Source organism: Lactococcus sp. FSL W8-0209 (assembly GCF_038006585.1).
Lineage (GTDB): Bacteria > Bacillota > Bacilli > Lactobacillales > Streptococcaceae > Lactococcus > Lactococcus lactis.
The window spans coordinates 849489-871747 of record NZ_JBBOVN010000001.1 but is presented as its reverse complement, the minus strand read 5'-3'; the positions used below and the strand labels follow the sequence as shown (position 1 = coordinate 871747).

The 22259-nt window shown below is 35.5% G+C and carries 21 protein-coding genes and 2 tRNA genes; 1 reads left to right on the top strand and 22 read right to left on the bottom strand.

All coding sequences use genetic code 11. The features are described from left to right. Nucleotides 1–178: 178 nt before the first annotated feature. The 21 genes from MKX45_RS04470 to MKX45_RS04370 form a co-directional block, all read right to left on the bottom strand. The gene (locus MKX45_RS04470) at nt 179–946 is read right to left on the bottom strand and encodes a hypothetical protein (protein WP_340816838.1); all 768 of its coding nucleotides are present in this window, start codon (nt 944–946) and stop codon (nt 179–181) included. A gap of 20 nt (nt 947–966) precedes the next feature. Further along, nucleotides 967–1092 (bottom strand): hypothetical protein, encoded by a 126-nt coding sequence (locus tag MKX45_RS04465; RefSeq protein WP_021213684.1) that lies wholly within the window; start codon nt 1090–1092, stop codon nt 967–969. 126 nt (nt 1093–1218) lie between these two features. After that, nucleotides 1219–2154 carry a tyrosine-type recombinase/integrase gene (locus tag MKX45_RS04460; protein WP_340816837.1) on the bottom strand — a complete coding sequence of 312 codons (936 nt, stop codon included), beginning with the start codon at nt 2152–2154 and terminating at the stop codon, nt 1219–1221. Nucleotides 2155–2241: 87 nt separating this feature from the next. Then, on the bottom strand, nt 2242–3543 hold the full coding sequence (gene eno / locus MKX45_RS04455) for a surface-displayed alpha-enolase (RefSeq protein WP_010905473.1): 1302 nt from the start codon (nt 3541–3543) through the stop codon (nt 2242–2244). Between the two features lie 184 nt (nt 3544–3727). Next, a complete protein-coding gene (gene hpf / locus MKX45_RS04450; RefSeq protein WP_003129564.1) occupies nt 3728–4285 on the bottom strand; it encodes a ribosome hibernation-promoting factor, HPF/YfiA family in 558 nt (185 codons plus the stop codon). A 134-nt stretch (nt 4286–4419) separates the two neighbouring features. Next, nucleotides 4420–6870, bottom strand: a complete 2451-nt coding sequence (locus tag MKX45_RS04445) for an ATP-dependent Clp protease ATP-binding subunit (protein ID WP_081199328.1) — start codon at nt 6868–6870, stop codon at nt 4420–4422. Beyond that, entirely contained in the window at nt 6860–7315 is a 456-nt protein-coding gene (locus MKX45_RS04440) for a CtsR family transcriptional regulator (RefSeq protein WP_010905471.1), read from the bottom strand. Before MKX45_RS04440 ends, MKX45_RS04445 begins: the two co-directional genes overlap by 11 nt. Nucleotides 7316–7491: 176 nt before the next feature. Beyond that, complete coding sequence (gene greA / locus MKX45_RS04435) at nt 7492–7965, bottom strand: transcription elongation factor GreA (protein ID WP_025016857.1); 474 nt, start codon at nt 7963–7965, stop codon at nt 7492–7494. 59 nt (nt 7966–8024) lie between these two features. Next, nucleotides 8025–9677 (bottom strand): endolytic transglycosylase MltG, encoded by a 1653-nt coding sequence (gene mltG, locus MKX45_RS04430; protein WP_025016858.1) that lies wholly within the window; start codon nt 9675–9677, stop codon nt 8025–8027. A gap of 136 nt (nt 9678–9813) precedes the next feature. After that, a complete protein-coding gene (gene rpoE, locus MKX45_RS04425) occupies nt 9814–10377 on the bottom strand; it encodes a DNA-directed RNA polymerase subunit delta (RefSeq protein WP_012897344.1) in 564 nt (187 codons plus the stop codon). 216 nt (nt 10378–10593) lie between these two features. Then, nucleotides 10594–11106 carry an adenine phosphoribosyltransferase gene (locus tag MKX45_RS04420; protein ID WP_012897343.1) on the bottom strand — a complete coding sequence of 171 codons (513 nt, stop codon included), beginning with the start codon at nt 11104–11106 and terminating at the stop codon, nt 10594–10596. 122 nt (nt 11107–11228) lie between these two features. Beyond that, complete coding sequence (gene recJ / locus MKX45_RS04415; RefSeq protein WP_195918717.1) at nt 11229–13457, bottom strand: single-stranded-DNA-specific exonuclease RecJ; 2229 nt, start codon at nt 13455–13457, stop codon at nt 11229–11231. A gap of 165 nt (nt 13458–13622) precedes the next feature. After that, nucleotides 13623–14324, bottom strand: a complete 702-nt coding sequence (locus tag MKX45_RS04410) for an SDR family NAD(P)-dependent oxidoreductase (RefSeq protein ID WP_195918716.1) — start codon at nt 14322–14324, stop codon at nt 13623–13625. After that, nucleotides 14317–15240 carry a ribonuclease Z gene (gene rnz, locus MKX45_RS04405; RefSeq protein ID WP_003129545.1) on the bottom strand — a complete coding sequence of 308 codons (924 nt, stop codon included), beginning with the start codon at nt 15238–15240 and terminating at the stop codon, nt 14317–14319. The genes MKX45_RS04410 and rnz overlap by 8 nt, the downstream gene beginning before the upstream one ends. 127 nt (nt 15241–15367) lie before the next feature. Beyond that, a tRNA-Lys gene (locus tag MKX45_RS04400) sits at nt 15368–15440 on the bottom strand. Nucleotides 15441–15596: 156 nt separating this feature from the next. Beyond that, entirely contained in the window at nt 15597–15857 is a 261-nt protein-coding gene (locus tag MKX45_RS04395) for a SemiSWEET family transporter (protein ID WP_023189601.1), read from the bottom strand. A 204-nt stretch (nt 15858–16061) separates the two neighbouring features. Next, nucleotides 16062–16133 (bottom strand) — tRNA-Arg (locus tag MKX45_RS04390). Nucleotides 16134–16230: 97 nt separating this feature from the next. Then, entirely contained in the window at nt 16231–17127 is an 897-nt protein-coding gene (locus tag MKX45_RS04385) for an SPFH domain-containing protein (RefSeq protein ID WP_003129543.1), read from the bottom strand. Nucleotides 17128–17296: 169 nt separating this feature from the next. Continuing rightward, a complete protein-coding gene (locus MKX45_RS04380) occupies nt 17297–17965 on the bottom strand; it encodes a hypothetical protein (RefSeq protein WP_023189600.1) in 669 nt (222 codons plus the stop codon). An 82-nt stretch (nt 17966–18047) separates the two neighbouring features. Then, complete coding sequence (gene miaA, locus MKX45_RS04375; protein WP_025016860.1) at nt 18048–18932, bottom strand: tRNA (adenosine(37)-N6)-dimethylallyltransferase MiaA; 885 nt, start codon at nt 18930–18932, stop codon at nt 18048–18050. A gap of 138 nt (nt 18933–19070) precedes the next feature. Continuing rightward, nucleotides 19071–19736: a YitT family protein gene (locus tag MKX45_RS04370; protein ID WP_003129540.1), complete on the bottom strand. Its 666-nt coding sequence runs from the start codon at nt 19734–19736 to the stop codon at nt 19071–19073. A 195-nt stretch (nt 19737–19931) separates the two neighbouring features. On the opposite strand from MKX45_RS04370, the gene MKX45_RS04365 reads away from it, so the two are divergent. Further along, on the top strand, nt 19932–20102 hold the full coding sequence (locus MKX45_RS04365; protein WP_011675764.1) for a DUF3042 family protein: 171 nt from the start codon (nt 19932–19934) through the stop codon (nt 20100–20102). A gap of 65 nt (nt 20103–20167) precedes the next feature. Here MKX45_RS04365 and MKX45_RS04360 read toward each other — a convergent pair whose 3' ends face one another. Further along, the gene (locus MKX45_RS04360) at nt 20168–22183 is read right to left on the bottom strand and encodes a KUP/HAK/KT family potassium transporter (RefSeq protein ID WP_003129537.1); all 2016 of its coding nucleotides are present in this window, start codon (nt 22181–22183) and stop codon (nt 20168–20170) included. Between the last annotated feature and the right edge of the window lie 76 nt (nt 22184–22259).

The window sequence follows — 22259 nt, the reverse complement described above, 5'->3', positions numbered from 1 at the left end:
ACAAAAGCTAAATCTCCAATAAGACAATTCCCCATGTCTTGGCAAGCTTTCTTTCGCTATCGTTCAATTCCCCCTTCTCCATTAACATATAAAAATTGATTATTTTAGTTTATGATAATAAAAAAAGCTCTTACAATTAAGTAAGAGCTGTTTGTTAAACTTTATAACAGGACACTTTTTAGAAACTCATTCCAACAGTTTGAGAACTAGATAAAGCCTTAGTATCTAACTCGCTCAATTGAGATGAACGAGTTGAATATGAACCAGATGGATTTATAGCTTCATCATTGAAATTAAAAACATCCTGAGCGAACTCCTCTAAATCATCAGCTCTATTTGATTTTTCTGGAAAATATTTTCTTATTAATTCTGAAAGGTTGTTTGCAGAGTCAATATTGTCTTGAAAGAAACTATTCAATTCACTAAACTCATTACTATACTGTGCCTGAAAAGCATGAATAGCATCTTTAAAATCAGTATAGTGTTTTCCATTTACAGTGGCATAATTTTCAAAAATAGCATCTCTCCAGACTTTAGTGATTTTATTGCCATAAGACTCTGATTCTGATGCTTTAAGCATGGATTGTGTATATATTTCTATCCATTTATTATTTACTTCGTCTGTTATTTTTTTTTCGTTTTTCTTAGCCTCAGATTCATCCTTAGAGAATTTTTTGTCATATTCCCTAGTCATTTTTATCATTTGAAATAAATTTGACTTGTTATTCGCATTTTTAGACAATACAATCCATTGACCATAATCATTAACATGATTTTGTGGTGCAAAATTGTTTTCAGACAATTTTTCAACACTATCAATCTGTACAGCAATTTTAGAAGAATATCTATTTACTGATTGATGGTATGCTCCTAACAGTATAGTGACTAAGACAACTATTATTGCAATAATTATGGCTATTTTTTTATTTTTAATTATCGTTTCCATTTTTTCCTTTCAACCAATAATTATATTAAATTTCTTACTGTGCTCTGTGTAGTACTTTTTGTTTCAGCTGTGTCTTTATCCTGAGAATAAGCACTCAGTGATATTCCACATAAAGCAATGGCTCCAATACTTGTAAGCTTTCTCATGAGTTACTCCTTAAGTCTATTTATTAGATATTAACTATAATTTCATAATATATTTAGTATATCAGAAAAACATAATTTTATATGTTAAGTTATAGTTAAGTTTAAAATTATGTTCTGTAAGATATATTATTTTAAATGTTTTAATGGACTAAATTTGATAGCCTTACTTATTAATTGTTCATTTGTCAGCTTTTGTAAGTAAATTTGTGTAGTTGATAAATTGGTGTGTCCTAGCAGCTTGCTGATAGTAAATATGTCTTGTCCAAGTTCTAAGTTCTTACAAGTCCAATAATGTCTAAATTGATGTGGACTGCACCTTACAGAAGTCCTCACATTGGCTTGTAAGCCTGTTTGGGTAATCATAACCTCAATGTTTGTAATCGTTTTTATAGAGCGCCCTGTCTTGCCTAAAAACAGCTCAGAATCAAGTTCTCTGACTTTACCATTCCTATTTCTTATCTTATTGAAATGATTGTCTCTGAGTCTCTTATATTTCGTAAGGAGATAGTTTAACTCATTTGATATAGGTACGACTCTCCACTTATCGCCTTTCCCTAAAACTCTTATATATTGGTCTGTGAGGTCTGAATCTTTAATGTTGATTAGTTCTGATATTCTTATTCCTGTGTCAGCTAAGACAGCTATTATACATTTATTTCGAGCATTCAAATAGGTGTTAAAGTTCCACACGTTTAACATTGCCTTAACTTCATCATCATTGAATGTTGTTAGTGCTTGTTTGGTCTCTTTAAGTAACTTTATAGAGTCCATAGGACTTGTTTTAAGCACCTGTTCCCTTATTAGATAACTGTAGAAGGCTTTGTTTGATTTGAGTATTGCATTGATGTATGTAGCCCTCAGAGAGTTATCTAAAAGCAGTGAAATGAATAATTTGTAGTGCATTTTGTTAATTGCATAAATATCCATTTCTTTGCATATTTCTTTCTTGTAGAAATCAATGAACTTATCTATATGTTGTTCATATACTGCCATTGTTTTTTTAGAATAATTTCCCAGTTTTAGTTCTAGTAAATATTCTTTCACTAATTGTTCGAATTGCATCAAAAAATGCCCTCCCTATGTTTTGGAATTAAACATAGAAAGGACATCTATTAAATTCAGATATTGCTAATTAAAACCATCTAAACCTTATTTTTTAAGGTTGTAGAATGCTTTAAGACCTTTGTATTGAGCCACTTCAGCCAATTGGTCTTCGATACGAAGCAATTGGTTGTATTTAGCCATACGGTCTGTACGTGAAAGTGAACCAGTTTTGATTTGACCAGCGTTAGTTGCAACAGCGATATCTGAGATTGTTGAATCTTCAGTTTCACCAGAACGGTGAGAAACGATTGCTGTGAAACCAGCTTCTTTAGCCATTTCAATAGCTTCGAAAGTTTCTGTCAAAGTACCGATTTGGTTAACTTTGATCAAGATAGCGTTTGAAGCATTTTCACGGATACCACGTTCAAGGTATTTAGTGTTTGTAACGAAGAAATCGTCACCAACGAGTTGAACTTTTTTACCAAGACGTTCAGTAAGGATTTTCCATCCATCCCAGTCGTTTTCGTCCATACCATCTTCAATAGTGATGATTGGGTATTTAGAAACGAGCTCTTCAAGGTAGTCAACTTGTTCAGAAGCTGAAAGTTTTTTACCGCCTTCACCTTCGAATTTAGTGTAGTCGTAAACACCGTTTTCGTAGAATTCTGATGATGCACAGTCGAAACCGATCATAACGCCATCTTCACCAGCTTTGTAACCAGCTGCTTCGATTGCTTTAAGGATAGTTTCTACACCGTCTTCAGTTCCGTCGAATTTAGGAGCGAATCCACCTTCGTCACCGACAGCTGTTTCAAGTCCACGAGCTTTAAGAATTTTCTTAAGAGCGTGGAAGATTTCAGCACCCCAACGAAGCGCTTCTTTGAATGTAGGTGCACCAACTGGTACGATCATGAATTCTTGGAAAGCGATTGGAGCGTCTGAGTGAGAACCACCATTGATGATGTTCATCATTGGAGTTGGCAATACTTTAGCGTTGAATCCGCCAAGGTAGTTGTAAAGTGGAACACCAAGTTCATCAGCAGCAGCACGAGCAGCAGCGATAGAAACACCAAGGATAGCGTTAGCTCCCAATTTACCTTTGTTTTCAGTACCGTCAAGAGCGATCATTGCACGGTCAATAGCTTGTTGGTCAGTAACTTCATAACCGATGATAGCTTCAGCGATGATGTTGTTTACGTTGTCAACAGCTTTTTGAGTACCAAGTCCGTTGTAGCGAGATTTGTCGCCATCACGAAGTTCAACCGCTTCATGTTCACCAGTAGAAGCACCTGAAGGTACCATACCGCGACCGAATGCACCGTCTTCAGTGTAAACTTCAACTTCAAGTGTTGGGTTACCGCGTGAGTCAAGGACTTCGCGAGCATAAATATCAGTAATAATTGACATTTTAGTCTCCTTATTATTTTTAAGTGCGTCTGCACTCTTAATACATCTTTGATTTTACTATTTTTTGAAAGATTTTTCAAGTGAAAATCTTCGCAAAGCTAAACTTCAAAAGGTTTTGCGCTTACATTTTGATTTTTTATCTGAACATTAATAAAAAAGGATAGAAAAATCTATCCTTTTTTTTTTATTCTGTTTCAATTAAACCATAACGACCATCTGTACGACGGTAAACGACGTGGGTTCCGTTACTATCAGCATCTGTAAAGACGTAGAAATCATGTCCCAACATATCCATCTGAAGCACTGCTTCTTCGGCATCCATTGGTTTTAAAGCAACATGCTTAGTACGTACAATATCTACGTGATCCTCAGCAACTTCATCGGCTTTTTCTAATGGTGCAAACTCATCGCCAAAAGCTTGTCCTGTTGGGACAGCATTGCGTGGTTTACGGTTCATACGTGTCTTATATTTACGAATTTGACGTTCGAGTTTTTCTTCTACAAAATCAATTGAAGAATACATATCTTGTGAAGTATCTTCTGCACGTAAAGTGACATTTTTAGCTGGAAGAGTTACTTCAACTTTAGCTCGTTTTTCGCTGTAAACTTTAAGATTAACATAGGCTGTTACTTCATGACCATCGTTGAAATATTTATCAAGTTTTCCGATTTTATCTTCAACATAAGCGCGGATTGCATCAGTCACTTCGACGTTTTCGCCACGGATATTAAATTTGATCATAAGAGTACCTCTTCAACAGTTCTTTTTGTTTCAATGAAGCCCTTAAACTTTTGGAATTTTCAGGACTTCTGAATCTTTTCGAACTGTCCTTTCCTTTATTTCTAATTTAATTATAACATGAAACAGCTTTCATCTCAAACAATTTGAGCGATTTTAATTTTTTTATTAGATGCCCCAATTGAAACATGATTACCTGCTTTGATTTCACCAGAGAGCAATTGTTCACTTAAAAGGTCTTCAACTTCTTTTTGAAGAGCCTTGCGGAGCGGACGTGCACCATATTCTGGGTCAAAACCTACCTCAGCAATTAATTTCACCGCTGACGGTGTGAGTTTAACATGAATATCTTGTTCTGCCAGACGTTTAATCAAAGATTTACTCATAATTTTAACAATTTGTTCAATCTCTTGACTTTCCAATGAGTGGAAAACAATATTTTCATCAATTCGATTAAGAAACTCAGGACGATAATGACGTTTAAGCTCTTCTAATATTCTTGATTTCATGGCTGAATAATCAGCTGTGATATTTTTAGCGCCAAAACCAACTGTCTTATCATCACGAAGAGCAGTCGCTCCCAAGTTTGAAGTCATGATAATAATTGTATTTCTGAAATCAACTTTACGACCTTTAGTATCAGTCACAAAGCCATCATCTAGAATTTGCAACATGATGTTGAAAACGTCAGGATGAGCTTTTTCGACTTCATCTAAAAGAACAACAGAATAAGGTTTATTACGAACGCGTTCTGTCAATTGACCACCCTCATCATAACCTACATACCCTGGAGGAGCTCCAATCAAGCGTGAAGTCGAATGTTTTTCCATGAATTCACTCATGTCAACACGAATCATATTATCTTCACTACCGAACACACTGTCAGCCAGTGCTTTAGCAAGTTCGGTTTTACCGACCCCTGTTGGTCCAAGGAACATGAAAGAACCCATTGGACGACGGCTGTCAGCAACACCGGAACGTGCCCGACGAATGGCTCTTGAAACGGCAGAAATAGCTTCTTCTTGTCCAACAACTCGTTTGTGTAATTCTTTTTCAAGATTGATTAAACGATCACTTTCAGACTTAGTCATTTGTGTGATTGGAACACCTGTCAGTGTTGAGGCAACAGCAACAACAGCTTGGTCAGTAACTTCTTGACGTTTATCTTCTTTTACTGAGAATTTATAAATCTTGTCAGCAATTTTTTCAACTGCTTTTTCTTTTGTACGAGACGCTTTGATATCAAGTTTAATGACAGCTTCTGATAATTCTTCTTGAGCTTCCGCTAATTCTTTTTCTAAATCAAGACGTTTTGTTTGTTGATTTTTGACAGAAATTTTCACTGCTGCTGCAGCTTCATCAAGTAAATCAATGGCTTTGTCAGGCAATTTTCGGCTAGTCATATAACGGACACTGAGCATTACAGCACTTTTAATGGCTTGGTCAGTAAATTCCACTTGATGATAGTCTTCAAATTTTTCACGTAAGCCTTGCAAGATAGCAATCGCTTCATCTGGACTTGGCTCGTCAACATTTATTCTCGCCAAACGGCGTTCTAAAGCTTCATCTTTTTCAATATATTTTTGATATTCATGATAGGTTGTTGCTCCGACCATTTGAAAATCACCACGAGCAAGCGCTGGTTTCAAAATATTTGCGGCATCATTGACAGAATCCATACCGCCACCAGCACCGATGATTGTGTGTAATTCATCAATGAAAATAATGACATCTGGATCACTGCTAACTTCTTCAACAATAGCTGTCAAACGATCCTCAAATTCACCTCTAAATTTTGTCCCAGCAACAACAGTCGCCATATTCAAGGCCATAATTCGACTATTCATCAAACCAATTGGAACTTGACCATTGACAATTCTTTGAGCCAAACCTTCAATAATTGCTGATTTCCCAACACCGGGCTCTCCAACTAAGACAGGATTATTTTTTGTTCTGCGGCTGAGAATATGAATCAAACGGTCAATTTCAGCTTCTCGTCCAATCATTGGGTCAAGTTTACCCAAGCGAGCTTCTTCGGTTAAATCTGAGGATACAGAGTCTAACGTTGGCGTCGTTGAATTTTCTGCAACTCCCTTTGCCATCTTACGTTTTGACATTGGAGTCACAGCTTTTTTACTTTCTGGAACTTTGAGTCCAGTTCTTTTCTCAAGCTCTTTTCGCAAAGATACAATATTGATTTTTTGTAATTTCAGAAGTTGAAGACCAAATCCATCTTCTACTTGAAGTAGGGCATAAAGCAAGTGTTCTGTTCCAACGGCTTCTGAGTTATTATGAATTGCTAAAAAACTTGCCGCAGTCATCACTTCTTCTGCACGAGGTGAAAAACGTAAAGTTGAACGTTTGACCTTAACATGACTTGATAAATCCTCTAAATCAATCAGTAAGTCAGAAGAATCAACATTCATTCCTGCAAGAAGGCTGTAAGCAATTGAGCCTGAGGTCGTTGCCATTGCAGCTAGTAAATGAGCACTTTCAATGGTGCCATATTGATATTGGTGAGCATACTCTTCCGCTTTTTCTAAAATTCGGTCAAGCGTTGGTGTATATTTTATATTTTCAAATTTCATCGTCACGGTCCAATCTGTTTATTATACTTTTCATCATTATACCACGAGTAAAGGGACTAATGGCTCCGTCAGTAATGACTAACAAAAGTAGATTTCCCTCACGTTCTGTCAGTACTTTCTCATCAAAGAGAAGTTGAACGATATCATGGGCAGCTTTACTTGAGAGATTAGCTGGAACTTTCTGGTAAAGAGCCGTTAAGAATTCATGACGAGCAGAATATTGATACTTCACAATTTTGATGTATCCACCGCCACCACGTTTTGATTCCACATCAAAGCCTTTTGAGGCCGTAAATCGTGTTTTTATCACATAATTAATCTGACTCGGCACGACATCAAATTGATTGGCTAAGTCCGCTCGTTTAATTTCAATGACTTGTGCTTCTTCTAAAAGCTTTCTCAGATAAGCTTCGATAATATCTGATGTATTTTTTTGACCTGCCATCGCTCCATCCTTTCTTTCATCCATTTTCTAAATAATCTTTGACTATTACTGACTATTATACCTGAAAAATATTATTTTTACCAAAAATAGCAATTTTAACTTACTGACAGACTTAAGCGTTGAAAAATAAAAAAACCGTTACTGACGGCTTTTTTACTTATTATATTCTAAAATAATTAGTCAACTTTTACAATTTTAACTGTCATTTCGCCAACTGGAAGTGGTACATTTACGATGTCTCCAACTTTTTTTCCAATCAAAACTCGAGCAATTGGTGATTCATTAGAAATTTTTCCTGAAAATGGATCAGCTTCAGCAGTACCAACAATTTGATAAGATTCTTCGTCAGTTTCGCCAACTTCAACAAAAGTTACGTTTTTACCAAGTGCTACTTCGTCTTTAGCAATTTTTGCGTTATCAACAATTTCAGCATAACGAATCATTGTTTCAACAGTTGAGATACGTCCTTCGATAAAGGCTTGTTCATCTTTAGCTGCTTCGTACTCTGAGTTTTCTGAAAGGTCACCATAGCTACGAGCAACTTTGATACGGTCAATGACTTCTGGACGTTTCACAAGTTTTAAATTTTCAAGTTCTAATTTTAATTTATCAAGCCCTTCTTGGGTCATTGGGAATGTTTTTTCCATTATATTTCTTTCCTTTTTTGTAAACTTTTTTCTTTTTTAATCAAATCTAAATTAATGATAGCTTAGCTACTTATCTTATCATTCACATATTTTTGAACATTTGCATTTTGTTCAGCTAATGTTTTCGCAAAATAAACTTTTCCTGTTGTCACATCAGCAACAAAATAGAAGTAGTCATTTTGAGCAGGATCAAGTACTGCTTTAATAGATGACAAACTTGGACTATCAACAGGGCCAGGGCCAAATCCAGTATTTGTGTACAAATTATATGGCGAATCTAGGTTGGTGTCAATATTAGCATCCTCTGAAAGACTTGTTTTTTCACCAAGTTTACCTTCGGCATAAAGAATTGACAGATTAGAACCCAAAGTCATTCCAGCATTCATACGATTATAGAAGGTTCCAGCAACGTTGCGTCGGTCATCATCATTGTTGGCTTCTTTTTCAACCAAAGCTGCTAAACTCAAAACTTCATTGACAGTCAAATTCTTTTGAGCGATTGTATCATAGTAAGGAGTGAGTTGAGTATTGGCTGCTTGAATCATATTTTCAATGACTGATTCAACTGTCGATGATTTTGTGTAATCATAAGTCGCTGGGAACAAGTAACCTTCTAACTGATATTTGATTCCTGAATCTTTTGTTGGCAAGCTTGCGAACAGTTTAGGATAAGCCTTAACCATTTTAGCGATAAAGGTTGGGTCTTGAACGGTTTTCATGAAGTCTGCTTCAGAAAATGGCGTTTTTGCATTCTTTTCATTGCTTCCACTATTAACTGTCACAGCTTTAGCAATTTGTGTTAGCGTATAGCCTTCAGGAACTAAAATTTTACCTAAAGTTGGAGCAACAGGTTTTTCTGTTCCGCCTTCTTCAAGTTTACTAGCAATTGTAGATAAGCTCATGTTTGGTGCAAGATTATAGTAGCCGCTTTTAAACTCTGAATAATTTTTAAATTTTGTATAATACTGAAAAACCATTCCATTTTTAATAATGGATTGTCTTTGCAAAATTTCACCAATTTGCTTACTACTTGAACCAGCAGGAATATTGATTGACTTAGCTGTTGCATTCTTAGAATCCAAAGGTTGAATGCCAGATTTTACAAAGTTATAGCCATACCAACCAGTTCCTCCAACAACTAAAACTAAAAGAACAACAATCACAGCAATGATTTTTCCTGCTGTTACTTTTTTCTTTTTCTTATTTTTGTTCTTATTCTTATTTTTCTTACTAGAAGAAGTTTTTTTAGAAGAACTGTTGGTTCTTCTTGAAGGTTGATGTTTAACCATTTTTTCTGATTCTTTTTTTTCTGAAAATTGTTCTTGTTCAACCTTTTCATCTTGAACTTTTGATTCACTTCTTGAAAATTGAGGAGGAATATCTTGGTTTTGAATTTCCTCAGAAACCACTCCATCTAAATTTTGACGCAATGAATCGCCTTCTTCTGAAAGGTTTTCATTTTCTACAAAAGGTTCTTCTTCGTTTTCATCCGCTGCTGGAAAATCAAAGACGGGAAGTTTGAAAGGCTCAAGATCAACTTTCCTTGGTTCGATTTTTCGCTCAGGTTCTTCTGAGTCACTCCTGCTGGGACGTTCGAAATCTTCAGGGTCTGGGAACTTAGTTTCTGCTTGTTTCGCTGCATTTTCTTCAAGTTGGCGAAGTATTTTTTCTTTAAAACTTCCTCGAGAAAATTCAGTTGTTTCTTTGTCCACCAAATTTTTTCTCCTTATGATTAGCTTTCGCTCAATAATAAAATTTTACTTTTCCTAATTGTAACCGTTCTTTTAATTTTTTACAAATAAAAAGAGAATATTCATAAAAGTGAGGCTGATGCCTCACTTTTTATGTGTTTTAGTCTTCATCAGTATCGTCTGAATCATCTTCATCGTCTTCTACATCGATGTCAACTTCTTCATCTACATTATCAAGTTCAACTTCCGCAAGTTCTGCGTCATAAGCAGCGACGTCATCTTTATCTTCGTCTTCTGCTTGAGTATCGTATGACATGTCTTCTTCAGTTGTTTCTTTTGCGCCTTCTTCATCTTCTGGATCGATTTCGTCTTCGATACCAAAAGCATTGACTTTTTTACGTTTTTTAGCTGGTTTTTCTTCTTCTTCGTCTTCAATTTCATCAAGAGCGATAACTTCTTCGTCAATCTCATCAATGGCGTACCATGAACGAAGTGCCCAGATATTATTTCCTAATGGAATGAAACTTCCGTCTGTATTGATTTCTGTATAAAAACGAGAAATACTAGCTTTAATTTCATCATCTGATTTTTCCAAATAATCTTGAATCGCTCTGATGATTTCAGAGAATTGCATTTCTTTGCCATTTTGCTCCAATAAAGCATGAGCAACTTCAATCATTGAAAGTTCTGAGATTTTTTGTCCTTCTAAGGCTGTAATTTTCAAGTTTTTACTCTCTCTTTTCCTAATATAAAATATAGGCTCATTTCCTAAAAAACGAACGCTATGTGGATTTTCTTTTTATAGTGTATATCAAAATTAGCTTGCTGTCAATATTTTACGCCAAAAAACCTCTGTTTACTTGCTTTTAGCTTAACTATACTCTCTTGTTTTTATCAAAAGAATACTAATAACATTTATTGGCTACCGACAGTAAAGAAATTAATAGTGCATTAGAACTTTATAATCGTAATCTCCGATTTTTTCGCGACCTTTAAGTTCATCAAGTTCGATAAGGAACGCACATCCGACAACAATTCCACCCATTTTTTCAACAAGTTCAATTGTAGCAGCAATTGTTCCACCAGTTGCAAGCAAATCATCAACAATCAAGACACGTTGTCCTGGTTTGATGCTATCTGAATGCATTGTGAGTGTGTCTGTTCCGTATTCTTTTTCGTAAGTTGCTTCAATGACTTCACGAGGTAATTTACCAGGCTTACGAACTGGGGCAAATCCTACACCAAGTGCAAAAGCAACTGGACATCCAATGATGAAACCACGTGCTTCTGGACCTACAACCATATCTATTTCTTTATCTCTTGCATACTGAACAATTTCGGTAGCAGCATAGTTATAGGCATTTCCGTCTGCCATCAAAGGGCTGATGTCGCGAAAAACTACGCCTTCTTTAGGATAGTTTTCAATTGTTGCAATATAGTCTTTTAATTCCATGTTTTTGTTACTGACAGAATTGTCAGTGCTCCTTTTTTCTAACATAAGTTCGTTATTTTTACTGACAGCTTTATTATTATGAGTATAGCTGATTTCGTCAGTAACTTTTTATAAAAACGAAATTATTTTTCTAATAAATTTTGATAAATTTCTTTGACGGGTGCTAAAGCAAAAAGTTCTTGCATTTTTACAATTTTTTCTAGTTCTTGATAAATTGTACTCTCAGAAATTTCGCGTTTATCGGCCGTCTTATTAACGGTCATTAAGCCATTGTCAATGCTGACAAATTCAAGTTCCTCAAAGATTTTTATCATCTTGACAAGCAAGAGATGAGGGATTTTCAAATAATCCGCAAGTGATTTTAATTTATAGCGAATATCAAATTCTGGAAATTGATAAATTGCTTTATAAAGTCTTGCAAATTCTTCTCGTGTTCCACTTCCTGTTAAATAATAGCTATCAGTGATTTTATTTTTAAAATAAATCATTTTAAAATCATCCGACGCTGCTTTACTGACAGCTTCTTTTAATACTGACAAACCTGCTAAATCTCCAGGTGTCTCTTCGATGACAAGCACATCTTCCATTATACCATGTTTTAGCTGATTTTGAGAAAAAATATTAGCCTCTTTTGGGATAGGAAGTTGTTTACTTCTTATATCAAGAAGTTCGACACCAACTGAATCAGCATCTTCAATCATTAATTGAAGACTCGTATTTCCATTCCAACTATTACTTGAAAGTGTTGCGACTAATTTTGTTTGTGCCTGTTCGAATTCCAATTCTTCTGAACCATGTTGGAAATAAACGGCATCAATTTGTTGCTTTTCTTCCTGAATTTTTAATTTAAGATGAGCATTGTCTTTCCCCATACTTCGGCTTTGAATCACCTTATAATCTTCGATTAAAAATCGAGGCTTAGGATTATCCATGCCAAAGGGAGCCAATTTTGCTAAATTAGTGATTGTTGAGAGCGAAATATCGTCTAAGTGGCAACGGTCAGCAATTTCTAAGGGACTTTTTTTAGACATATCTAAATGATTGTCCACGATATAATCAATCATCGCCTTTTTAACTGCTTCTACGTTTTCCAGACTTAAAGTCATCCCTGCGGCTTGTTTATGACCACCAAAAGCAATAAAAAGTTCACGATGGGCATTTAATGCCTTGAAAATATCAAAATTTTCGATTGACCGAGCAGACCCACGCAAAATCCCATCTTCTTGGGCCAGCATGATTACTGGCTTATGTGTGGCTTCTAGCAAGCGACCCGCAACAATTCCTAAGACACCTTTATGCCAGTCCTTATGATATAAAATCTGAACAGGTTCATCTGTCAGCATACTCAGAGCTTCATTGTGAATTTTTTCCACAATTTCTTTTCGCTCTGAATTTTTTTGGTCAATCATTTTGGCAATTTCATGCGCTTCGTCTTCATCCCAACCTGTCAGCAATTCAATGGCTGGGTTTGGGTCATCGAGACGTCCCAAAGCGTTTAAACGGGGAGCAATTTGAAAACCAACCGTTTCCTCAGTGATTTTATCAAAATCAACCCCAGCATACTTCATTAATTCTTGTAGGCCGGCACGCTCTGTTTGGGCCAAAACTTTTAGACCATGAGCCACTAAAATTCGGTTTTCATCAGTCAAACTGACCATGTCAGCAATTGTACCAATTGCAACTAAATCAAGCATTTCACTGGGTGCATATTCTAAAAGAGCACAGGCAACTTTGAAGGCGACACCAACTCCTGCCAAATATTTGAAAGGATATTGACTGTCAGGATGTTCGGGGTGGACAATGGCATAAGCAGGGGGAAGTTGGTCAGGAATTGAGTGATGGTCGGTAACAATTACATCCACTCCATTTTCCTGTGCCCAGGTAATTGCCTCCAAGCCAGCAACCCCATTATCTACAGTAATAATAAGATTGATATTTTCATTCTTAATATAGTACTGATAAACGTCAAGATTTGGCCCGTAACCGTCAGTAAAACGATTGGGTAAATAAACTTGAGCCTCAGCTCCTAATTCATCCAGAGCGGACTTCATGACTGATGCTGCAGTCATTCCGTCAGCATCATAGTCACCATAAATTAAGATATTTTCACCTTGCTCAATTGCTGATAAAATACGCCCTGTTGCTTTTTCCATATCATGAAGTAGAAAAGGGTCATGTAAATTTTCTAAACTTGGCTTTAAAAATTGCTCAATTTCAGCTTCTGCATGAACTCCTCTTTGATAAAGCACGCGACTTGTCAATTCATCTAATTTATGTTTTTTCGCTATCTTTAGAAAATCTTCGGAAATGGCTGTATCAGCCACTTTCCAATCATATTTTGCTTTTATCATTTTAATTCTCTTTATCTTTTCTATGCTCAATTCAATTATTTTAGCATAAATTACTCGAAAAAAATGGCTAAGTTTAGAGATTATTTTTCTTTTATTTAATAAAATCCTAAACTTTTCTATAATTTACTGACAGAAATAGCATTAAGCTTCTATCAGTAAAAAATTCTATTTGAAATTAAAAAATTTGGCAGAGATAAAATCAAAAAGCGAAGGAAAAATAGCTCGCAATTTGGCCGCTGTGGATAAAGTCCAAGGTAAATTGATTTCTCTTTTCCTTTTTCCCAAGTTATTCACAACTTTGTCAGCAACTTTAGATGCTGAAATTGCATTTTCCCCCACCTTTTCCAGATAATCTCCATTATCTTTGTGAAATTTGGTTTTTACAGGTCCAGTATTCACAGTTGTCACAATTAATTGTGGATTTTCCATACGCAAAGCATCTGAAAATGTAATCAAAGCCGCCTTAGAGGCAGCATAAATTGATGATTTACCTGTTGGTAACTTTCCAGCAATTGAAGCAATATTAATCAATTGAACTTTTGGTTCTAATAATCTGGTCAACTGGATTGGCATTAACGTATTAATGACAAACTGTTCTGTAATTTCCCCATCAGTAAGTTCAGTGAATTCTTTAAAAATACCAAAACCAGCATTATTAATCAAAATATCCACAACAAAAGATTGTTCATTAGTCAAAAGTTCATCATTGGTCAGTAATGTAACATTTTCAAGCTGACCATAGCGTTCAATCAGAGCCTTACGGCTACGTGAAACCAAAATTAAATGGTCATTTTCTTTAGATAAAGATTTGACAATTTCTTTAGCAATATCACCAGTTGCACCTGTAATTACAATATTTCTAACCAATTTTTTCCTCGTAAAAATCCTTAACCACAAAAGTGTTGGAATGAACAGTTTGTGCCTCACGCACCAATTGTCCAACCAAAGGTCCAACATAGCGTGCACTAATATGAGTCAATAACAATCGATTAACTCCGGCTTCTTTGGCGACGTCTGCTGCCTGTTTCGTCGTTGAATGACCATGTGCTTTTGCCATTTTACTTTCATTTGCTTCATAAGTTGCCTCATGAACCAATAAGTCTGCTCCATAAGCTAAGCGTACTGCAACATTCGATTTTCTTGTATCACCTAAAATCGTGACTATTTTACCAGCTTTATCCGCTCCGATATAATCTTTAGGATCGAAAGTTTTTCCTTCGTACTGAACAATCTCACCTTTTTTTATTTTACCAAAAAGGGGTCCGAAAGGAAGCCCAGCTTCTTTTAAAGCATTGGCATCGAGTTCACCTATTCGATTTTTTTCTACGACGCGATAACCCAAGCAGAAAATAGTATGGTCAAGCAAATCTGTATGGACTTCAAAACTATCATCTTCAAAGATTTTTCCAGCCGAATCAATTTCATGAAAATTGATACGATAAGCTAAGCGTGAACCCGAGATTCTAAGAGCGGTCAAAACAAAATCTTTAATTCCCACAGGGCCATAAAGCTCCAAATCAGTTTGTTCATCTGAACTTTGAAAACTCCTACTAGACAAAAAACCAGGCAAGCCAAAAATATGATCCCCATGTAAATGTGTAATAAAAATCTTAGTAATTTTTCGTGGCTTAATTGTCGTATTTAAAATTTGATGTTGCGTTGCTTCACCACAGTCAAAAAGCCAAATTTCATTGCGCTCATCAAGCATTTTCAAGGCAATTGCCTGAGTGTTTCTTGATTTAGAAGGCTGACCAGCCCCAGTCCCTAAAAATTGGATTTCCATTGAACCTCCATCAGTTTCAACTCACCTTAAGGCAAATTAAAACTTTATTTTCTCAAAAATGAGAATTATTTTCCAAAACAAGAAAAGATTGTGAAACTTCCCCACAATCTTTTCTTCAATAAATTAGTGACCCGTGCTGGGCTCGAACCAGCGACCCTTTGATTAAAAGTCAAATGCTCTACCAACTGAGCTAACGAGTCATGCTTAAAGCGTCATTTTCACGACGAAATATATTATAACACAGACTTTCTGAAATTTCTAGTCTCAGCTGTAATTTTTTTATTTTTTTTAAATTTATTATTTATTTATCTCTGATAATGGCCACACACATGTCCAATTAATCATTTTTTTCATCATCAAAGGGCAGTAAAAAATGTGACCAATCCAAAAATTATACCTGGAAAGTTTGCCGTTGCCAAAGCTAAATCTCTAGGCTTTTTGCCAATTCCATAAGTGACCCAAAGTGTACAATTAATTGCAGCAACAAGGGGCTGAATAGGATTTCCTTTGATTCCACTAAGATTGTTAGCAATTTGCGGAAGATATGACACATACATCATTACCGACATCCCAGTCGCTACCCAACTTAAATACTTAATAAATTTCTCTTGATTCATAAAAGCCCTCCTGTAAAATGATAATATCAAAAAACTCTCGGTTTCATTCTAACTATTTTTTAAATTTAAAACCTAGTCATTTTACCTTCGAGTCAATATCTTATTATAACATATTTAGGATTCTATCAAACGCAGTCATTGGCACATGTTTAGCACAAAAACAATAAAAGCCGCTCAACCGAGCGGTTTATTTACTTAATTAAATGCGTCCGGAGGGAATCGAACCCCCATCTCAAGAACCGGAATCTTACGTGATATCCATTACACTACGGACGCGCTACAATCACTTTATTCTACCTAATTTCAAAAAAAATTGCAAGAAGAAGCTTGCTATAATAAAAAAGCTATCCATCGATAGCTTTCCATTTTTACTTTATTTACCTGCTTTAATGGCTGATAAAATCTGAGTCCTTAAACTTTCTGCTCCTTCAGCTCCGCTTGGAAGGAAAATGGTTGAATTTCCACCTGCAGCAAATTGATTCAAGGTATCTAAATATTGGTTAGTTAACAAAATCGCCATAATTTGTTCTTCATCAAGCGCCACACCAAGCTTTTTGATTTCGGTAATTTGTTGAGCCAAACCGTCAACAATAGCCTTACGTTGTTCAGCAATCCCTACCCCATGCAGACGGTCTTTTTCAGCTTCTGCTTCAGCGGCAGTTACAACTTGAATTTTATTAGCATTTGCCAACATTTGGCTGGCATCTTGTTTACGTTGTGCCGCATTGATTTCATTCATAGATTGCTTAACTTCAGCATCAGGTTCTACTTTAGTAATCAATGTTTTTACGATAATATAACCGTAAGTTTGCATTTCTTCAGCAACTGTTTTTTGAACTTCAAGAGCGATTTCATCTTTTTTCTCAAAAACATCATCCAAAGTCAATTTTGGTACTGCTGAACGAAGGGCATCTTCAATATAAGCCTTAATTTGTTCACCTGGATTCATTAACTTATAGTATGCATCTTTGATGGATTGTTCGTTTACTCGATATTGCGTTGCAATATTCATCGTAACAAAAACATTATCCGCAGTTTTAGTTTCAACTGTCATCTCTGTTTGTAATAAGCGCAATTGAACTCGAGCAGCAATCCGATCAATTCCCCAAGGAAGTTTCAAATGAAAACCAGGGTTTGCAGTAAATTGATACTTCCCAAAACGTTCAACAATTGCAACAGTTTGTTGTTTAACAACAAATACAATTGTACTCAAACTAAAGATTAAAATGAGCAGGATAATTGCTAAAACAACGAGTGGAATAAAAATCATAAAAGTTCCTCCTTATATTTGACCAAAAGTTACTGACAAACTTTTCTGTCAGTAATTATGAAAAATTCAGTCTTATTAATTACTGACAGCATCGCCAGTAACCGTTTTCACATAGTCTATCACTTATCAAAGATAAATGCAATTTTTTTGATAGTTTATTAACTAACGATTAAAAACCTTTTGTAATATAGATAAAGTGTTTACGTCCGTCACGCCCAAAGCATAAAGGACTTAAGAAGCCAATTTCTTCGGCTTGTTCTAATAAATCTTCAATATTATAGCCGGCTAAGCGAATATATTCCCCATTTTCTGCTTGTTCTGTTAGTGCTGTTAGGTCTTTCACTTTCTCAAATTCACTTTGAAATTGAGCAGGTTTCATTGTCAATTTTCCGTCTTCTTCCACTAATAGATAATGCGGGAAAATCTGTGCAATTTCAAACATCAATTCGGCTGTCACTTTTACCGGAAATTCACTGAAAATAATTGCTTCTTCTGCGTCATTTTTATATGAAAAACCAAATGATTTTCCAGAAAGATTGAGTCGAATAAATCTGAAATTTTCATAACCATTTTTTCCTTCAAGTTGAAAATCTGGATTTTCTTCAAAAATATCAAAAGCTTTAGAAAGTTCAAAGAAATAATCTGTTGCATCTTTCGGTGAGCGTTTTTGATAAAGTTCAGCAAAATAAGCATTTAAAACTGATGCTGGTGGAGTCACCAAAAGTCTTTTATCTTTTACATTGGTCAAGGCAGCTAATCTATTTTCTAAAAAGATATGGTCTTGAGCCATGAAGCCACCATATTTCATTCCCAAATCAATCCATTTTTTATCAGTCATTTTTTCTCTCCATTTTTAATAAAATTTACTTATAAAGTCCTTTTTTCAATCTTTTTCATTATAACATTTTTAAGGAAATGCGTCAGTTCAAAAACTGACTGACTTTATCAAAAACTGGGTCAGGATAATTTTTTGAAAAAACATCTTCAAATTCGACAGACATTCGATTTTTAAACCAAGTCAATTGTCGCTTGGCATAGCGTCTTGAATTTCTTTTGACCAACTCAACAGCTTCTTCCAAACTAATGTCCCCTGAAAAATAAGGGAAAAATTCTTTATAACCAATCCCTTTTGCCGCTTGAACTTCTGGTGCTTGCTCATACAAAGTTCTAGCTTCATCTAATAAGCCCTCACGCATCATTTGATCAACCCGTTGATTAATTCGATCATAAAGCACTTTTCTGTCAGCATTTAATCCTATAAGCAAAAAATCATAATCAGAACCCAAATTTTCATCTTGAGAGCCGAAAGCTTGCAGCTCCAAAAAACGAATCGCCCGTCTACGATTTAACTCAGGAACTTCTGGATTTATTTTAATCACTTTTGCAAACAATTCCTCATCAGATAAAAGAGATAATTCTTCACGAAGTTTCATCATCTCCTCATGATTTTCCTGTCCGCCAAGATGATAACCTTCGATAAGAGATTGAATATATAAGCCAGTTCCTCCGACGATAATTGGCACTTTTCCTTGGTCAAGAATTTCTTTAATTAATTGATTAGCTTCAATGACAAAATCATGAACCGAAAAATTTTCTGTCCATTTACGTACATCAATCAAATGATGAGGAACTTGAGCTTGTTCAGCCATAGTCACCTTAGCAGTTCCAATGTCTAATCCTTGATAAACTTGCTGAGAATCACCAGAAATAATTTCACCATTAAATTTGATTGCTAAATCAATGCCAAGTGCTGTTTTCCCCACAGCTGTAGGCCCGACAACCACTAAAACTTTATTATTTTTCATTTATTTTTTATGACTCACTCTCACCATTTTCATTCTCTATTATTTCAGAAATAGCCTGTAAATTCAAGCACTGACAAGTAAAAATTACTGACAGCTCAATTTCTGTCAGTAATTTTTATTCTATTATTCTTAAAGTTTTTATGCAGCAAAAACTTTTTGATAAATTCTTTTTCCACGATTCATTAAAGATTTCCGATAATCTTCACGTCCCACAATCAGAGTCATTTTACTAAAGATATAGCATGAGAGTAGTGTGACCGCAAAGTTAGGAAGTGACAAGAATGTTAATAAGGAAACACTTAAAACGACCACATCGACCATAAACAAAACCTTGTCAATTTTAAAGTTCCATTGCTCCTCCAAAATTCGGCTCAATAAGATTGATCCTCCAAATGTTCCTTCAGAAATAATAACTAATCCTGCCCCGAATCCTGAAAGAAGTCCATCGAAAATTCCAGCAAAAATAACATGTGAGAATTGGAAACCAGTAACTCCTAATGCTTCATAAATCATTAACCAACCACTCATGGCAAGCGCTCCAGGAATGCTCAGTAGTAAAATTCTCCGCGGAAGCGAACGTCCTCCGAAAATGAAAAGTGGTACATTTACCAAAAAGAAAGTCAAGGCTGGGTTGATGCCAAAAACAAAATCCATAAGTACAGAAAAACCAGCGACACCATTACTTGCTAGACGATTAGGGATGACGAATAACTGAACTGAGAGTACATAAAGTCCGACACCTAAAATAAGTATGAGTAAGTCCCTCATAAACTTTTTGTCAATTTTTACACCTATAATTGTCATATTTCTTACCTTCTTTCTTTATCATTTATTTATTACAACTGCTACTAATATATCACATGCACCTAATCTTAACCTTAACCAGTTAATTATTAAAGAGTCTTTCTTTTTAAAATGTGCTTCGTTAGCGTTTTCACATTTTTTGATTTATAATGAAGATAGAGCAATTTTTAAATAAAATATAAAGGAGTCCACTAAATGAAAAATAAATTTATACAAGGCTATCTCATTGGAAAATCTGTCGAAATTCTTGTTGCAGGTACAGCCCTGTTAATTGCCAAGAAAAAAGGTTATCTTCCTTCTGCTGACAAGGCCGAATTTATCGCTCAAAAACGAAAAGAAGCCGCTAGAAAACGACTTGCTCGTTAAAAATTTTACTGACAGAAATAAAAACTTACTGACAGAAATTTTGTCAGTAAGTTTTTTTATATTCTTTAATGAGTTGCTGAAGCTTCTGCTTCATCCACCTGTTCCAATCGTTCATGAATTTCCAAATTACGTACATCTGAAAGAACCAAGGGAACTGTTTCAACAGTTACTTCCGAGAATTGAAGACCAAACCAACGAATTGGGGAAGCCGTAATTCTCTTGATTTGTGCTTTAGTTTGAAGAACAAAACGCTCGAAACCTGGCATTTGACGTGCATTCATTAGCTTTTCTTCAACAACGACAAAGCGGAAATCTCCAACTTTACGTCCTGGAGTGATACTGTAATGTTGATGCTGACGTGGCAAGCGTCCTGATTCCATCAAATCCGTCACAATTGTTCTTAAATAACGCGGAACTTCTTGACGCATACGGAATCCAAGATAGAGATTCACACGAACAATAAAGTCAGTATCCATCATGTCTACTTTATACTCAGAAGTATAAGGCTCGTCAGTAACTTTTACATTTACAAACCAATAACATTCTGCACGTTTTGGTCGTTTATCCAAGATTGAATATAAGATTGAACGGTCAATCCATTCATGGTCCATTTTGCTTGTTAAATAAACCACATTTGTTTGATATAAATCATAAGATTCATCATGACGCAAAGCATTAAGTTGATTTTTATACTCATTAATATTCAATGATTTGATATATTTCATGACAATCTTGTGTGACTTGTTCCAGATGAACATCACGAAGATAATTGCCAAGGCAATCAGAACCACAATATATGCTCCGTTGATAAATTGGACAAGAGAAGCAGCAAAGAATGAGCCTTCAATACAAAAGAGACCGATAGAAATAATTGCAATTGCAATTTTTGGCGTTCCTTTTTGAATTAAGAAATAAGTCAAAAGTGTTGTTGTCATCAACATAGTGATGGTAATGGCCAAGCTATAAGCGGCTTCCATATGTTCTGAAGTTTTAAAATACAAAACAAAGAATGAAGTCGTTACCCAAAGAGCAAAGTTAACTGCTGGGATATAAAGTTGTCCCAAAGTTTGCCCTGGATAATAAATTTTGAACAATGGCAAAAGTTTCAAACGAATCGCTTCAGACACCAAAGTAAATGAACCCGAAATCAGTGCTTGAGAGGCGATAATCGCCGCCAATGTTGATAAGATAACGACATAAATAACCATATTATCAGGTAAAACAGCAAAGAAAGGATTAAGTTTTTCAATGTGTTCACCACGGTGAGCTAAAAGCCAAGCTCCTTGTCCACAGTAAGATAAGATAATACAAATCTTAACAAATGGCCAGCTGACATAAATATTTCCACGCCCAACGTGTCCTAAGTCAGAATAAAGTGCCTCTGCCCCTGTCGTTACCAAGAAAATAGAACCCAAGATAAAGAAACCAGCTTTATTTTCTGGACTAAACAATAAGTGAATTGCATAATATGGATTAATTGCTTTTAAAATTGATAAGTCAAGAAAAGAATTAATCAATCCACTTACACCCAAAAAGCCAAACCAGATAAACATAATTGGTCCAAATAAACGACCAACCAAACTTGCTCCAAACCTTTGAATCAAAAAGAGAAAGGCCAGGATTATCAAAGTTGTTACCATGACTGCCGTCTGATTTGAGTAAACATGTGTTACTCCTCTTAAACCCTCGATGGCTGACGTGACCGTCACCGCAGGAGTCAATGCTCCATCCGCTAATAATGTCGCCCCACCAATCATCGCTGGAATAATCAGCCATTTTCTCATCCGTCTCACAAGGGTAAAGAGTGAAAAGATTCCCCCCTCATGATGGTTATCTGCTTTCAAAGCAATCAGAACATATTTAACAGTTGTAATCAATGTTAAAGTCCAAATTACAAGAGAAACAGCCCCCAAAATAAAGCTTTCAGAAAGATTTGCTAACCCTCCCTGTCCTCGAACAATGGCCTGCATGGCATAAAGTGGACTTGTTCCGATATCACCGTAAACAATCCCTAATGCAATCAGGAACCCTGCAGATGTCGCTTTATTAAACGACCGATTATGTAAGTGTACTTGACCCACTTTTGTAACTCCTCAACTTTCTTCAACGAAAATAGTCAAATAAAATAAAACGAAGCGTAGCTCGTTTTTTAATAGC

Coding starts and splice junctions, on each gene's coding strand:
- MKX45_RS04420 (WP_012897343.1), bottom strand. CDS start 11,106: ATGGAATTAAAAGACTATATTGCAACAATTGAAAACTATCCTAAAGAA.
- MKX45_RS04385 (WP_003129543.1), bottom strand. CDS start 17,127: ATGATTTTTATTCCACTCGTTGTTTTAGCAATTATCCTGCTCATTTTA.
- MKX45_RS04395 (WP_023189601.1), bottom strand. CDS start 15,857: ATGAATCAAGAGAAATTTATTAAGTATTTAAGTTGGGTAGCGACTGGG.
- rnz (WP_003129545.1), bottom strand. CDS start 15,240: ATGGAAATCCAATTTTTAGGGACTGGGGCTGGTCAGCCTTCTAAATCA.
- MKX45_RS04380 (WP_023189600.1), bottom strand. CDS start 17,965: ATGACTGATAAAAAATGGATTGATTTGGGAATGAAATATGGTGGCTTC.
- MKX45_RS04440 (WP_010905471.1), bottom strand. CDS start 7,315: ATGGCAGGTCAAAAAAATACATCAGATATTATCGAAGCTTATCTGAGA.
- miaA (WP_025016860.1), bottom strand. CDS start 18,932: ATGAAAAATAATAAAGTTTTAGTGGTTGTCGGGCCTACAGCTGTGGGG.
- MKX45_RS04365 (WP_011675764.1), top strand. CDS start 19,932: ATGAAAAATAAATTTATACAAGGCTATCTCATTGGAAAATCTGTCGAA.
- hpf (WP_003129564.1), bottom strand. CDS start 4,285: ATGATCAAATTTAATATCCGTGGCGAAAACGTCGAAGTGACTGATGCA.
- recJ (WP_195918717.1), bottom strand. CDS start 13,457: ATGATAAAAGCAAAATATGATTGGAAAGTGGCTGATACAGCCATTTCC.
- eno (WP_010905473.1), bottom strand. CDS start 3,543: ATGTCAATTATTACTGATATTTATGCTCGCGAAGTCCTTGACTCACGC.
- MKX45_RS04460 (WP_340816837.1), bottom strand. CDS start 2,154: ATGCAATTCGAACAATTAGTGAAAGAATATTTACTAGAACTAAAACTG.
- MKX45_RS04465 (WP_021213684.1), bottom strand. CDS start 1,092: ATGAGAAAGCTTACAAGTATTGGAGCCATTGCTTTATGTGGAATATCA.
- MKX45_RS04445 (WP_081199328.1), bottom strand. CDS start 6,870: ATGAAATTTGAAAATATAAAATATACACCAACGCTTGACCGAATTTTA.
- MKX45_RS04370 (WP_003129540.1), bottom strand. CDS start 19,736: ATGACAATTATAGGTGTAAAAATTGACAAAAAGTTTATGAGGGACTTA.
- MKX45_RS04470 (WP_340816838.1), bottom strand. CDS start 946: ATGGAAACGATAATTAAAAATAAAAAAATAGCCATAATTATTGCAATA.